The organism is Pelagicoccus sp. SDUM812003 (assembly GCF_031127815.1).
Lineage (GTDB): Bacteria > Verrucomicrobiota > Verrucomicrobiia > Opitutales > Opitutaceae > Pelagicoccus.
In genome coordinates this window covers 166,528-179,906 of sequence record NZ_JARXHY010000004.1, presented here as the reverse complement: position 1 = coordinate 179,906, position 13,379 = coordinate 166,528, and the positions used below count along the sequence as shown (strand labels likewise).

General features: G+C 60.2%; 10 protein-coding genes. 6 read left to right on the top strand and 4 right to left on the bottom strand.

Annotated features, from left to right (window positions below; genetic code table 11):
* The first annotated feature begins 180 nt into the window (after positions 1-180).
* Together QEH54_RS07420 and eboE are read left to right on the top strand one after the other, a co-directional pair.
* A complete protein-coding gene (locus QEH54_RS07420) occupies positions 181-2,628 on the top strand; it encodes a response regulator (protein WP_309018017.1) in 2,448 nt (815 codons plus the stop codon).
* A gap of 89 nt (positions 2,629-2,717) precedes the next feature.
* On the top strand, positions 2,718-3,902 hold the full coding sequence (eboE, locus tag QEH54_RS07415) for a metabolite traffic protein EboE (RefSeq protein WP_309018016.1): 1,185 nt from the start codon (positions 2,718-2,720) through the stop codon (positions 3,900-3,902).
* Here the strand turns inward: eboE and QEH54_RS07410 are convergent.
* From QEH54_RS07410 to QEH54_RS07395, 4 genes are all read right to left on the bottom strand, one after another.
* The gene (locus tag QEH54_RS07410) at positions 3,880-4,983 is read right to left on the bottom strand and encodes an HlyD family efflux transporter periplasmic adaptor subunit (protein WP_309018015.1); all 1,104 of its coding nucleotides are present in this window, start codon (positions 4,981-4,983) and stop codon (positions 3,880-3,882) included. The two genes, eboE and QEH54_RS07410, sit on opposite strands and share 23 nt — an antisense overlap.
* A gap of 3 nt (positions 4,984-4,986) precedes the next feature.
* A complete protein-coding gene (locus tag QEH54_RS07405; protein ID WP_309018014.1) occupies positions 4,987-5,670 on the bottom strand; it encodes a DUF4956 domain-containing protein in 684 nt (227 codons plus the stop codon).
* Between the two features lie 7 nt (positions 5,671-5,677).
* Positions 5,678-6,553 carry a polyphosphate polymerase domain-containing protein gene (locus tag QEH54_RS07400; protein WP_309018013.1) on the bottom strand — a complete coding sequence of 292 codons (876 nt, stop codon included), beginning with the start codon at positions 6,551-6,553 and terminating at the stop codon, positions 5,678-5,680.
* A 112-nt stretch (positions 6,554-6,665) separates the two neighbouring features.
* Positions 6,666-8,576, bottom strand: a complete 1,911-nt coding sequence (locus QEH54_RS07395; protein WP_309018012.1) for a lamin tail domain-containing protein — start codon at positions 8,574-8,576, stop codon at positions 6,666-6,668.
* A 285-nt stretch (positions 8,577-8,861) separates the two neighbouring features.
* Here QEH54_RS07395 and QEH54_RS07390 point away from each other — a divergent pair, with 285 nt between their 5' ends.
* From QEH54_RS07390 to QEH54_RS07375, 4 genes are all read left to right on the top strand, one after another.
* Positions 8,862-9,722: a UbiA family prenyltransferase gene (locus tag QEH54_RS07390; protein ID WP_309018011.1), complete on the top strand. Its 861-nt coding sequence runs from the start codon at positions 8,862-8,864 to the stop codon at positions 9,720-9,722.
* Positions 9,723-9,784: 62 nt separating this feature from the next.
* The gene (locus QEH54_RS07385; RefSeq protein WP_309018010.1) at positions 9,785-10,966 is read left to right on the top strand and encodes a 3-dehydroquinate synthase; all 1,182 of its coding nucleotides are present in this window, start codon (positions 9,785-9,787) and stop codon (positions 10,964-10,966) included.
* Between the two features lie 51 nt (positions 10,967-11,017).
* Positions 11,018-12,379: an alkaline phosphatase family protein gene (locus QEH54_RS07380; protein ID WP_309018009.1), complete on the top strand. Its 1,362-nt coding sequence runs from the start codon at positions 11,018-11,020 to the stop codon at positions 12,377-12,379.
* 145 nt (positions 12,380-12,524) lie between these two features.
* A complete protein-coding gene (locus tag QEH54_RS07375; protein ID WP_309018008.1) occupies positions 12,525-13,358 on the top strand; it encodes an HAD family hydrolase in 834 nt (277 codons plus the stop codon).
* Positions 13,359-13,379: the final 21 nt, after the last annotated feature.

Sequence of the window (13,379 nt, the reverse complement as noted above, 5' to 3'; positions counted from 1 at the left end):
GAAGCTGCCCTGCGAAGCCCTCTACGGTCCTCGAATCTCCGCGCGATTGACGATTTTATCACTACAGAGAGCCAATCAGCCGTTGAACGCCCAAACGTTTCCCCTAAACTCTCTTCGAGAGCGACTTCCGACACCTAGACCGGAGGTCACCTCCCTCACGCCAATCAACTTCTCCGCTTTATGCCCTCGATCGATCATCCGCCAGGAAAGCACCCTCGCTCTCCCGACTTCCTGAAGGACATCGCCAGCGAAAACCCGCTTCTCAACGCCCTTTGGGAAACCTCGCCCTACGGAATAAATCTCATCGTGAAGGGACCTTCGAAGGAGATCCCTATCATTCTAGGCGATTGCAACGAAGCTTCAGCCCGTTGCCACGGCTTGAGGCGCGACGAGGTGGTCGGCAAGTCCCTGGACCTGTTTCACGACGTGCCTTGGACCACCACGGTGGATGAGACCTGGTTCGACGCTCCCGAAGTCGGGGAAAGCATTTCCGGCCAGTCCCTGCACCGGCACAAGGACGGCAACCGGTTTCTGATCGAGTACTCGCTCACCTTCCTCACGCTGAACGGCCAGCCGGTCGCCATCGGGTTCGACCGCGTGGTGGAGGACCGCTCGGCTGAGGAGCGAAAGCTGCACGGCCTGGCAAACCGCTGGATAAACGCCATGGAGTCCAGCGAGGAGAGCGCCTGGGATATCGATCTGAAAAAGGAGCTCATCTGGACCTCGCCACGATGGCAGGTGAACTTGGAAAAGGACATGCGCGAGCGCGAATACACGCTGACCGAGCTCCTCGAGCGCCTGCATCCCGAAGAGAAGCCCCACTTCGAAGCCGCACTCTCCCGCATCCGCTTCAAGACGTCGGACAGCTTCAACGTGGAATGCCGGTACCGCACCAAGTCGGACCGATGGGAGTGGATACAGCTGCGCGGAAAGCCGAGCTACGATTCCTCGGGCAACCCCGACCACCTCATCGGCTCGATGTCTCTGATCTCCGAACGAAAGATGGCGGAAGACGAACTCAAGCAGGCCCGCGTGAAAGCGGAACAGGCCAACTTGGCCAAGAGCCAGTTTCTGGCCGCCATGAGCCACGAGATCCGCACCCCCATGAACGGCGTTCTCGGCATGGCGACGCTTCTCGAAGACACCGAGCTCACCGACGAGCAACGGTCGTTTCTCAAAACCATCTCCGAAAGCGGAAACGCCTTGCTCACGATCATCGATGAAATCCTTCAGTTCTCGAAGCTGGAAGCTGGAGGCGTGGAGCCCGAAAACGAGCCCTTCGAACTGGTGGACTGCCTGCATCAGTCCCTGGAAGTGGTTCGCCCTCTGGCTTCGGAAAAGGGACTGGCGCTACTGTTCTCCGTGTCGGACGACACCCCAGCGCGCATCGTGGGAGATACCACCCGCCTGCGGCAGGTCCTCGTCAACCTCCTGGGAAACGCGATCAAGTTCACCGAACAAGGCCGCATCGAACTCGCCGTCTTCACCAATGCCGACACCGCAAGGCCCAACGTCAAACGCATCGTGGTTGAGATCAGAGACACCGGCATCGGAATCAAAAAAGGAAAGATCAAGAGGCTTTTCGAGCCGTTCTCCCAAGCGGACGCCACCACCACTCGCAAATACGGCGGCACCGGGCTGGGGCTCGCGATCTGCCGGCGCCTGCTGGGGCTCATGAACGGCCGCATCGAAGCGGAGAGCGAGTACGGCAAAGGCAGCGTCTTTCGCTGCATCCTCGAAGCCGACTACGAAGACGAGCCCGCCATCGCTCCGCTCCCAGAGCTCCAATCCAAACGCATCCTCATCGTCGCCGACGAAGGTCGCGGCTGCGAGATCCTCAGCCAGACGCTCGAGACCTTCGGCATGCTGTCCCGACGCGTATCCACCGAAAGCGAAGCCTTGACGGCGCTTCGCGAAGAACCGCCCTTCTCCTGCGCCATGATCGATCTCGACCTCAAGGCGGACTCCGCGGTCGACCTCTCCAGCGCCCTGAAAATCGAGCATAGCCGCTACCCGCTTCCGCTGGTGGCCGTGGCCCCCCTGAGCAAGGCCCGCCCTAGCTTGCGCGAAGCTGGGCTCTACGCAAACCGGATCATCAAGCCCTATTCCCCCTACGATCTATCGCAATGCCTGCTCGCTACCTGCCTGGGAAGCAAAACCGCCCCGGTCCCCAATTCCGCTCCCAAGCCCTTCCCTGCCGAGCGCGTCCGCCATCCCGAGTCCGTGCTAATCGTGGAGGACAACAACGTGAACCAGATGGTCGCGATTCGCCTGCTCGACAAATTCGGCTATCAAGCTGACCTTGCGGAAAACGGTTTCCAAGCCCTCGATCGCTGCCTGCAACGCCAGTACGACATCATTTTCATGGACATCCAAATGCCAGGCATCAATGGCTTCGAGACGCTCCAGCGCATTCGTAGTCGTTTATCCGATACGGATCCCGACCCCTGGATCATCGCGCTGACCGCCGACGCGATGGAAGGCGATCGCGAATCCTGCCTCGCCTCAGGCATGAACGACTACCTCAGCAAGCCGATCGTGCCGGAGAAACTGCAATCCGCCCTGGCACGCGCTCGCCACGAGATCGCCCAACGCCGCGCCGGCCACAGCAGCCGCCCCCCCTCCTGAGGCTTCCATCTTTCGCCATCAGGGCGAATCATTTGGTTGCCAGCCTCCACCAGACGGCCTTCCCTTGAGGAGATCCTGACGATCTGGCCATGCGACTCGCCCACAACGCCCACCTCGCCTACTGCACCAACGTTCACCCAGGCAAAGACTGGGAGGAGACCTTCCGTTCGCTGGAGAACGACGTGCTGCGCGTACGAAGAAACGTATGCCCGAGGCAGCCCTACGCCATCGGGCTGCGGCTCAGCGCCGCGTCGGCCCAGGAGCTCAGCGATCCGCGGACCTTGCTGGCCTTTCGCGACTGGCTGCAGGAAAACGACTGCTACGTCTTCACCATCAACGGCTTTCCCTACGGAAACTTTCACAACCAGCGCGTCAAGGAGCAAGTCTACCGCCCGGACTGGACCACACCTGAGCGTCTCGAGTACACCAATCGGCTCTTCGATATTCTCGCCCAGCTGCTCCCTCCGGGCGTCTCCGGGAGCGTATCCACTCTGCCAGGATCCTTCAAGCGCTTCATCCATTCATCCGAGCAGAGCGAGGCGATGCGCCAAAACCTCTACCGCTGCTTCAATCATATCGACAGCCTTTGCCAAACGCATCAGCTCGACCTGCACCTCGGCTTGGAACCGGAACCGCTAGGCTGGTTCGAAAACACCTCCGAAACCCTTTCCTTTTTCGACCAGTTGGTCGACGGTCATCCAGACCCGGAACAGCTGCTGCAACGCGTCGGGCTCAACTACGATACCTGCCACTTCGCTCTCGAATACGAAAAGGCGGCCGATTCCCTCCAGAGGCTTTCAAGCAACGGGATCAGGTTGAGCAAGATCCACCTCAGCTCCGCTCTCAAGCTTCGGACCTTCGACAAGCCTTCGCTAACGCTTATCGAGAGCTTCCGCGAGGAAACCTACCTGCATCAGGTCCTAGCACGGTCGAACCAGTCACCAATCGTTCGATACGAGGACCTGCCGCTCGCCCTCGAGGCGCGCGAAAACGGGAGGGACGCGAGCGAGGAGTGGCGTATCCACTTTCACATCCCCTTGCACGCCGATCCCGAGCTCCCTCTCGAATCGACTTCGGACCATCTGCTCGAAACGCTCGACTTCATTTCGAAATCCCCTGAACTCTGTCAGCATTTCGAGATGGAAACCTACACCTGGGCTGTATTGCCTGATCAACTACAAAACAAGAGCGTTGTCGATCAGGTCTCCGACGAATACCGATGGATTCTCTCGCAACTCGATCGCAGAGGCTTCATCTCTCGAAGCCCAGCATAGCGAATCCCTTTTCCACCAAAGTCGCCACCGGACTATCCGAGGGATCCTTGAAGTGGATCTCCAAGCGCTCGCCCTCCACGCGTCCCTCCAGCCCGTCGCACGCGACCTGAAAGAAACGACCCCGGATGGAGCGATTCATGATCGGGTTGGAAGTGTCGAGCAGGGACTCCACCGAAGGATTCACCGCAGCGATACGTCCCACGCAAACCGTTCTCCCGAGGCCTTCACCTCGCAAAAACACTTCGCGACCCTCGATCAGATCCAAGCCGGAGGACAATGGGGCGAATCCGCGAACCACCGGAGCTTCGTCCGCCAACAGTTCGAGCACGCTGTCGCCCTCCTGAACGAAATCGCCTTGCTGCGCATCCACGCGCAAAACCGTGGCGTCACAGGGAGCCAAGAGCGTCTGAGCCTGCTCCCAATCGAGCAAGGCCGCGAGCTCACCATGCTGCTGCCCCTCGTCACGCCAGCGTTGCCTCAGCTCAGCGATGCGCGCCCTCTCCTCTTCCAACTCCTTGCGGTTCTCCGAGAGCGACTCGATCGACGACTCCAGCACCGACAAGCGTGTCCGCATTTCCACTACGGCCGATTGGTCGATCAGCCGCTTGCCAAATAGCTCCTCCATCCGATCCAGTTCCTCCACCAGGAGCTCGCGCTCCGCCCGCTCGCGAGCTTGTCGCGCCTCGAGCTCTCTCGACTCCGATTCGATGCGCTGCTCGACCCGAAAGAGCTCTCGATCCGCGTCGACTCGACGTCGATCAGCCGAACTGCGTACCGCCGCGATCTCGTAGCGGATGCGATCGCTGTCCACGCTCGCCAGGATCTGGCCGCGTCTGACCGCGCCCCCGACCGACGCGTCGACCTCTTTCAAGATTCCGGACTCCTTCGCCAGCACCCTAACATTGCGGTAGTCGACGATCCCCCAGACCGCGTGCGAAGCCCGCGAGTAGAAAAGACCCTGCGCCACGAGCCACGCCAAACCGACCCAAAGCAGAACTGGCCAATGCCGGGTCCAGCGCTTCAACCGAATCATCGCCTTCACGCGAGGCGGCAGCTGATAAGTCTCCGTATCCTCCGCCATGGCCTAGATCTCCACCGTCTCGCGCTGCATAACGAAATTCGCTTCACGAATCTCCTCGATTTGCTTGATCGTACCAATGAAACCACTACAAAGGGAGGCGTCAGCCAAACAGACTTGGTACGCATACTCGATATCGTCCCCCTGAGCGCCTTCCCGCATGGCGACCATTTCCACGCTCGTGGTGTAGTGTTTGAAGACGTCCGCTAGCAACAGTTCCAAGTTGACCCCGTTGGGCGCCACGAAGCGCAGCAAGCCTTCGTTCTTGCGCTTGGCGGAGGACGGCACCCAGTTGAGAATCAGCACGCAGGCGCTGAACACCAAGGCTCCGATGGTCGCGATGGCGTAGATGCCCGCCCCGGAAGCGATCCCTACCGCGAGCGAGGCGAACAGGAAGATGATGTCGCGCGGGTCCCGAATAGGCGTGCGGAAGCGTATGATAGCCAGAGCTCCTAAGATGCCGAGCCCTCGAGCCATGTTGTTGCCTATGGCCAATATCATGATCGTCGCCACCACGCAGGCCAACACCTGCGTCTGCACGAAGGAACGCGAATAGGTGAACCCCGAGTGCGTCCAACGATAGACCGATGCCAGCAGGACCCCTAGCAGGGCGCTCAAGCCGAAAGCGGTCAAGATCTCCACCGGGCCCTGCTCGCGAATCGCCCCAAATCCTTCTATAAACGTATCCATTTTCCGGTTAACCAAAGCAACGTTCAGATCCCGCGGTGTAGGTATCCCCCAGGAACAGCGACTCCAGCCGCATCGCGGTGGAGTACTTGCAAAACCCGGACCGCTCCAAATTGTACTTCCTCACGAGATACAGAATCCAGGTCGGCACTTCCAACGAGCACTTCATCTCCAGCACGAATCCTGCGAAAGGCCGACGCAAGGCTACCTGCGTATCCATGGATCTCCAAGGAAGCTTCGACAAGCCGTGAAGCGAAAAGTCCTTCGCTCGACGATACCTTATGCGTCGATCCATGGTGATTCGAACGCTTGTATCCGGATTTCCGATCCAGGACTCGCGCTCGTATCGAATATGGGCCATCGGCAACGCCCCAAGGGACCGATAGAGTCGGAGAAACTCGTAGTGGTTCATCGCTTCCGCTTCGGTCTTGAATCGCGGCACCATCGGTGACTCGCCGAAGCAATGCGGCCCATAGTCGGCGACTGCGACGCGGGAGCGCGTCTTGCGCACGTAGTTCTCCTCCTTGCGTTTCACCTCGAAAAAAACCGTTCCGGCGGGCTCCTCGCCATAGGTGCGAACGCGCAGCTTGAAACGGTTCACTTGCTTGCGTTCCTTGGCGAAGTGCAAGCTCAAGGCCGGCGTGTCGAGCTGGAGCGTGGATACCGTATAGACGGGTGGCTCCCCTTGGGCGAAGGAGTCCGGCTCGCAAAACACCTGCAGGTACTCGCGAATCTCATCCGCGTATCGCTCAGGCACGATGTACTTCAGCTCATGCCTAATCCGTGGAGGGGCGATCAGGGGCTGCGGCGCCTCGACCGTCTCCGCGCCTCCCGATGAACAGAGTAATGGATTATCCTGCTTCACTTCGCAATTCGTCCCCTCCATGGTGGGACCTCACGGCAATCGAAAACGTACTTATTCCTACGGACGTCCATAGATGATCGATGCACAGCATACAACTCGTAACGTGAATGCAACACGAACCGCGGCCAGGCGTTTAATCCGTTGTCATCAGCTCGATCGCCATGCGATAGAAACGACTCTCGCCTGGCGTTTCGCCCAAGGCGAAGCGAATCAGCTTCACCCCTTCGTCCTTCGGGCTCAGGCTCTCCGAAATCGCGTAGGCGGACTCCGGCAAGACGTCCCACGACTGCAAATCGTAGGAGACCAGGAGATGGACCTTCAAGTCGCTGGGATCGCTCGATCCCGCAAACGCTAGCTGCGTCGCTTGGCTCACTGCGATCGTCGCAGGCAACGGAAGGTTGGCGCGGCGCGGATCGCTACCATGGGCATATTCCAGCAGGTTCACCAATCCGTCCTGATCCGGGTCGGCCAAGGGCTGGGCATCGTGCTCATTGGCTTGGTTTCCCGGGAAATGCGTCTGTATCCACTTCTCGAACACCCCTGTCGGAACCCAGCCCGCCGTCGGAGACGGGTATTGGCTGAGGCGCCACGAAGCAGGATCGAATCCCTTCGCGTCAAGCGTAAGCCGTTCGATGCTAAACCCTTCCGACATCGCTGCGGGCCAGGGAGCGGCATCGGAGTACATCAGCCAGTCCACATCGACGTAGGGCACGTAAAGTTCGCCGTTTTCCAACAAGTCCGGCGAATCGGGACGTTGGAGAGCCAGGCGCTCCCCCTCGTTGCTCAGTTTTCCCGCAAACGGGCCAAATACCTGGATCGAATCGGGCAGTCCATAGCGCTCGCGAAACAGCTCCGGCTCCACGCCGCAGAGGATCGCGACCTCATCCGCTGCCAGGACGACCCCAGGGGGAAACGAGAAGTCGATGCCCTGCACCTTCCAGACGTTGCTCGGATTCGCTTCATCGAACAAGCTCACCGCGTCGCCGCTCCGGTTCACGATCTCAACGAATTCCGCTTCCCCTGAGGCCGGATCAAACATGAGCTCCGAGATGACGATATCCCCGAGCAACGCTTCGCCGTTGGGCTCCCCTAGACTGAGCGATTCGAGGGCGACCAGCCTTTCGACGCCTCCGCTGTCGACGAAACGGCCAAGCGAAACCCCATTCGCGGTGGCTCCGAACTCGAAGCCGTGAACATACCCGCTCAACTCGCCCTGCTCGTCGCCCGAAAAGATCCAAACCGCTTCTCCATGGCTATCGAGACGAAACGCGTTCTCCCCTTGGGAGAACGCGGCGAAGGCCTCCTCCGTTATGACGAGATAGCCGCCAGCCTCGATCACAGCGCCCTCCGGGATTCGGTAGCGCTTCGGCTGCTCGTAGTTGTCCGTCAGATACCAGCCGCTGATATCCACCGCCTCGCTCTCCAGATTGCGCAGCTCCACCGCATCGACTTGCGGCAGATCGGTATGCGAAAGCACTTCGTTCACCACGATCGCCGGCTCCTCCAACGCGGCATCTGGCCCTCCAGGCGATCCGCCGATTCGGGAGCTCGCACGCCAAGCGGCGGGATCCGTCCACGCGATTTCACTTAGAGACTCGTCCTTCAAAACCAGGGACGGACCGAAGCCATCCGGCGTGACAGGCCACGGGCTCTTATCCCCGAAACTCAGGCGGGCGACCTGGCGGCCGAGTCCATCCACCAGCCCGACAGTCTCCCCGGAGTTCGCCAACTGCCCTTCGTATTCGCCAAACGGCGACACCTCGGCGTAGACGCTTGCGAATGCCGCTGTCGATGAAACCAGCACCAGATACTCCCCCGCGGCCAGAGAACTGCCTTCCGCGAAGGCGAAGTCGATGCCTTCGGTAAAGGCGTAGCCAGACAGGTCCAAGGTCAGGTCGCCACGGTTGTGGAGCTCCAGAAACTCCAGTTCCCGGGACTCGAGCGCATCGCGCCCCGGCGGATGATACATCAGCTCGCTCACCACCAGAACCTGCCCCATCGCGCATGCCGCAAAAACCAGCCCCGTCAGCGCGGCGGCCACCATCTTCCGACGCCCCCGCCCCCTTCGAAAATCCACCCAAATTAGCATAAAACTGTACCGACAGATTCATCGGCGTTTTGACGCGTCCGACACAACACAAATCCGCAATTGCGCGGAAACAGCTCGAATAGAAGCGCCAAGGCGGCCCGCAGCTCGCCCCGCACTCTGGAGACTCACCGAGAAAAGTTGATTCGCTCCTCAGGGATTTTCCTTTCTTCCCCTGAGGGACAGGATACTCGTGGCCCTTCCCGCTTTCCTTTTACAAAAACTGTCGCATCCTGCCGCTACGTGACATCCCTTCGCACCCACCTAGTCCTCGGACGCGTCTCGAACCTCGCCACCGTCTGGTCAAACATCGTTTGCGCCTGGATCATCGTGGGCGGCTACGACGCCCTCGAGCTCGCGGGATTCCTCGCCGGCTCGAGCTTGCTCTACACCGGAGGCATGTACCTCAACGACTATTTCGATCGCGAGTTCGATCAGCGGTATAGGCCGGAGCGGCCCATCCCCTCCGGAAAGATACCCGCGAACGCCGTTCGAAACTGGGGCTTCGCCTACCTGGGTGCCGGCCTTGCCGCCATCGGGTGGATCGGATGGACTCCGCTGGCCATCGCCGCAGGCGTGACGGTTTTCATCCTGCTCTACGACATCGGGCACAAGAACAACCCGATCTCTCCGGTCTACATGGCGGCCTGCCGCGCCGGCCTGTTTCTCATGGTGGCCGGCGCCTTCCCCAACGGGATCGACACCTACAACCTCATCGCCGCCGGCACCGTCTTCACCTTCATCATGGGAGTCACCTTCCTCGCCCGCAGCGAAGCCACGGACAACGCCATCGACTACCCTGCCCTGGTCATGATCGCCCTGCCCATCGTCGGGGCCTTCTACTACCGATCCGAATCCTTCGACGCCCAACGCGGGGCCGTCGTCGCTCTGGTGCTCGCCTGGTACGTTAGGGCTTTCCTTCGCGCTCGAATCGAGGGTAAACTCGTAATTGGCAAAACAATTGCTCCATTGTTGGCCAGCATTCCGCTGCTCGATCTGATGATCGTCTCCACTCTTGGACTCGCTACGCAAAACCACCTTTTCATCTTCGCCGCCTTCTTCGCGGCGACCACCGCCGCTCAACGTTACGTTGCGTCGACCTGAGCGCCTGTTACTAATCCATCTCTAAAGCAATCGCCCTTGGGGCCCTAGCCGTCACCTTTCCAATGTCGAATCTGCCCAACATCGAACATTCGATCGCGATCCCCTACCAACTTCGCGTCCTCTTCACCGAAAACGCCTTCGACTCGCGTAACCTGCTGTTCAGCAACCTGATCCGATCAGGCAGCAACCAGGGGGCCAGCCGTGTGATCTTCTACATCGACGAAGGCGTGGCCGCCGCCCAGCCGCAGCTCGCCCGCAACATCGCCTCCTACTGCGCCGTGCATGGGGAGACGCTCGACCTGCGCGGCATTCACCTCCTGCCCGCCGGCGAGGCCATCAAAAACGAGACCGACTACCTGAAAGGTATCTACGCTGAGATCGAAGCCCAGAAGATCTGCCGACACAGCTACATCGTCGCCATCGGCGGCGGAGCCTTGCTCGATACGGTGGGCTTCGCGGCGGCGACCGCCCATCGGGGTATCCGCCTAGTTCGCTTTCCTAGCACCACCCTGGGGCAAGGCGACGCTGGGGTAGGAGTGAAAAACGGCTTCAACTTCCGCGGAAAGAAAAACTTCGTAGGCGCCTTCGCCCCTCCCTTCGCCGTGGTGAACGACTTCTCACTGCTGGACACCCTGCCGGAGAAGCACCTTCGCAACGGCTACATCGAAGCCATCAAGGTGGCCCTCATTCGGGACCGCGATTTCTTCGAATGGATCGAAGCAAACGCCAAAGCCCTGGCGGCCTTCGACACCGCGGCCATGCGCGAGATCATTCACCGCTCCGCCCAGCACCATGTGGCCCACATCGCCACCTCGGGCGATCCCTTCGAAACCGGGAGCGTGCGCCCGCTGGACTTCGGACACTGGGCCGCCCACAAGCTCGAGCAGCTATCCGGCTTCCGCATCTCCCACGGCGAAGCGGTAGCCATCGGCATCGCTCTCGACACCATCTACTCCGAAAGGATGGGCTTGCTCGACCCGCATAGCGCCCAGCGCATCCTGGATCTGATCCGCAAGCTGGGCTTCGAAACCTACGCTCCGGAATTGGAGCTGGAAAACGATCTCGGGCAAAACGCCACCCTCGCGGGCTTGGAGGAATTTCGCGAGCACCTCGGAGGCGAGCTCACCATCACCTTGCTCAGCGCCATCGGGAAACGGCTTGAAATCCACGAGATGGATACAAAGACCATTCTCCAGTCGATCAGCGACCTACGCCTACCCGTATCCATCGAACTAGGACGATAGCCGTAGCGAAGCCGCATCCGCCACCCTCCAAACGGATTTCATCCTTTCGCCATGCGTCTCGCAGTCCTCAACGTCGTCGGTCTCACCCAAGGACACATCGGAGCGCGCACGCCGCGCATCAAGGCCTTCGCCGAGACCCGCCACTCGCGCCCAGTGAAGCCGGCCTTCCCCGCCGTCACTTGCACCGCCCAGTCGAACTACCTGACCGGCAAGCCTCCGAAGGACCACGGCATCGTGGCAAACGGCTGGTACAATCGCCAGTACAGCGAGGTCCATTTCTGGAAGCAGTCCAACCACCTCGTCACCCAGCCCAAGCTTTGGCAGACCCTCAAGCGACGCGATCCCAACTTCACCTGCGCCAAGCTCTTCTGGTGGTACAACATGTACTCGTCAGCCGACTACACGATCACCCCTCGACCGATGTATCCAGCGGACGGGCGCAAGGTTTTCGATATCTACACCCAGCCCATGGATATGCGGGAACGGATCAAAGCGGAGCTCGGGGACTTTCCCTTCTTCACCTTCTGGGGTCCGAAAGCTGGCATCGACTGCTCTCGCTGGATCGCCGAATCCGCCAAATGGACCGAGAAAGAGTCCCAGCCAACTCTCAGTCTGGTCTACCTGCCCCACCTCGACTACAACCTGCAGCGCCTTGGCCCTAACCATCCCGACATCGGCAAGGATCTTCAGCTCATCGACGAGGTCGTGGGCGATCTGATCGCGTTTTACCAAAGTCGCGACGTGGAGGTCGTATTGCTTTCCGAATACGGAATCACCGAGGTGGACCGCCCGATTCACATCAACCGCGCCCTGCGCCAAAAGGGCTGGATCACCATCAAGGACGAACTGGGACGCGAACAGCTCGACTGCGGGGCCAGCCGAGCCTTCGCCATCGCGGATCACCAGGTCGCTCACGTTTACCTGAACGATCCAAGCATCGCCTCGGAGGTCCGCTCCACCTTGGAAGCGCTGCCCGGCATAGCCAAGGTGCTGGATCGCAGCGGCCGAAGCGAAGCCGGCATCGAGCATGCCCGATCGGGAGATTTTATCGCGGTGGCCGACGAAAGCAGCTGGTTTACCTACTACTACTGGCTCGACGACGCCGTGGCGCCCGACTTCGCCCGCTGCGTCGATATCCATCGCAAGCCGGGCTACGACCCTGTGGAGCTCTTCATCGATCCGAAACTCCGTTTCCCGCCGGCCAAAATCGCCACGTTCCTTCTCAAGAAGAAACTCGGCTTCCGGGCCTTGCTCGATGTAATCCCGCTCGACGCCAGCCTAGTCAAAGGCTCCCACGGCTGCACCCCGAAACACACCCGCGACTGGCCGGTATACATCTCCTCTCAAGCCACCGAAGACGAAGCGCTCGACAGCCTCGACATCCACGATTCCCTGCTAAGGCACTTCGACTGACGACCGCTCCATCGGAGCGGCTTGGCGAGCAACGCTTTTTCGCCACGTTGCGAAAACGAGTTGCAATCGGTTTGCTTACAATTGCGGGTCGGCAAAGGTATTTTCTCGCGCCGTTGGCGGGCTTCGGCCTGAATTCGCGGCCGATATGAGCCAAGCTTCGCAAACGCCACCCCTTCCGATCAAAGCGGTCGCCATCGACCTTGACGGCACGCTGCTCGCTCCCGATCTGTCGATCAGCGACGCCAACCGGGCCGCGATCGAGCAACTCCATGCGCAGGGAGTCCATATCATTCTCGCCTCCGGGCGCCACTATCTGAGCATGCTGCCGCATGCCAGGAAGCTCCCCCAAATCGAATACATGGTGTCCGCTCAGGGTGGATACGCCTCCGACATCGAGAACACCCATACGATCTTCGAATCTCATCTGCACGCGGACGACGCGACCCGCGCTCTCGAGTTTGGACTGAAAAACGAACTCGCCATCGCCATCTACACCGTTTCGGGAATCTACACGCTCAGCGAGGGACCTTGGATCGACTACTACAGCGACTTGGCTGGTATCCGCCCTACGCTTACGACTCCGGAGGAGGTGGTGAAAGAGGCCATTTTCAAAGTCGTCTATTTCGATACGGATGAGCGCCTGGACGAGCTGGAAAAGGATCCTTTCCTGAAGGAGAGCAAGCTGTACACGGTTCGCAGCTTGAAAAACATTTTCGAGCAGGCCAACCCGAAGACCTCGAAGCGCTCGGCCCTCGAAGCCCTCGTCAAGCACCTCGGCATCGACCCCGAACAGCTAGCGGCCTTCGGCGACGCCAACAACGACATCCCCATGTTCGAGCTCGCAGGATTCTCCGTAGCCATGGACCACGCTTGGCCCGCGGCGCGGGAGGCGGCGACGATCGTGGCGCCCGAGGGCGACCCTGCGGAATCCTTCGCCCGCGGGGTGGCGGCGATGCGGAAGCATTTTTCCAAGCCCTAATAGGTTTCGCTGCTCGATCCA

Coding starts and splice junctions, on each gene's coding strand:
- QEH54_RS07405 (WP_309018014.1), bottom strand. CDS start 5,670: ATGGATACGTTTATAGAAGGATTTGGGGCGATTCGCGAGCAGGGCCCG.
- QEH54_RS07410 (WP_309018015.1), bottom strand. CDS start 4,983: ATGGCGGAGGATACGGAGACTTATCAGCTGCCGCCTCGCGTGAAGGCG.
- QEH54_RS07385 (WP_309018010.1), top strand. CDS start 9,785: ATGTCGAATCTGCCCAACATCGAACATTCGATCGCGATCCCCTACCAA.
- QEH54_RS07395 (WP_309018012.1), bottom strand. CDS start 8,576: ATGGTGGCCGCCGCGCTGACGGGGCTGGTTTTTGCGGCATGCGCGATG.
- QEH54_RS07420 (WP_309018017.1), top strand. CDS start 181: ATGCCCTCGATCGATCATCCGCCAGGAAAGCACCCTCGCTCTCCCGAC.
- QEH54_RS07380 (WP_309018009.1), top strand. CDS start 11,018: ATGCGTCTCGCAGTCCTCAACGTCGTCGGTCTCACCCAAGGACACATC.
- eboE (WP_309018016.1), top strand. CDS start 2,718: ATGCGACTCGCCCACAACGCCCACCTCGCCTACTGCACCAACGTTCAC.
- QEH54_RS07375 (WP_309018008.1), top strand. CDS start 12,525: ATGAGCCAAGCTTCGCAAACGCCACCCCTTCCGATCAAAGCGGTCGCC.
- QEH54_RS07400 (WP_309018013.1), bottom strand. CDS start 6,553: ATGGAGGGGACGAATTGCGAAGTGAAGCAGGATAATCCATTACTCTGT.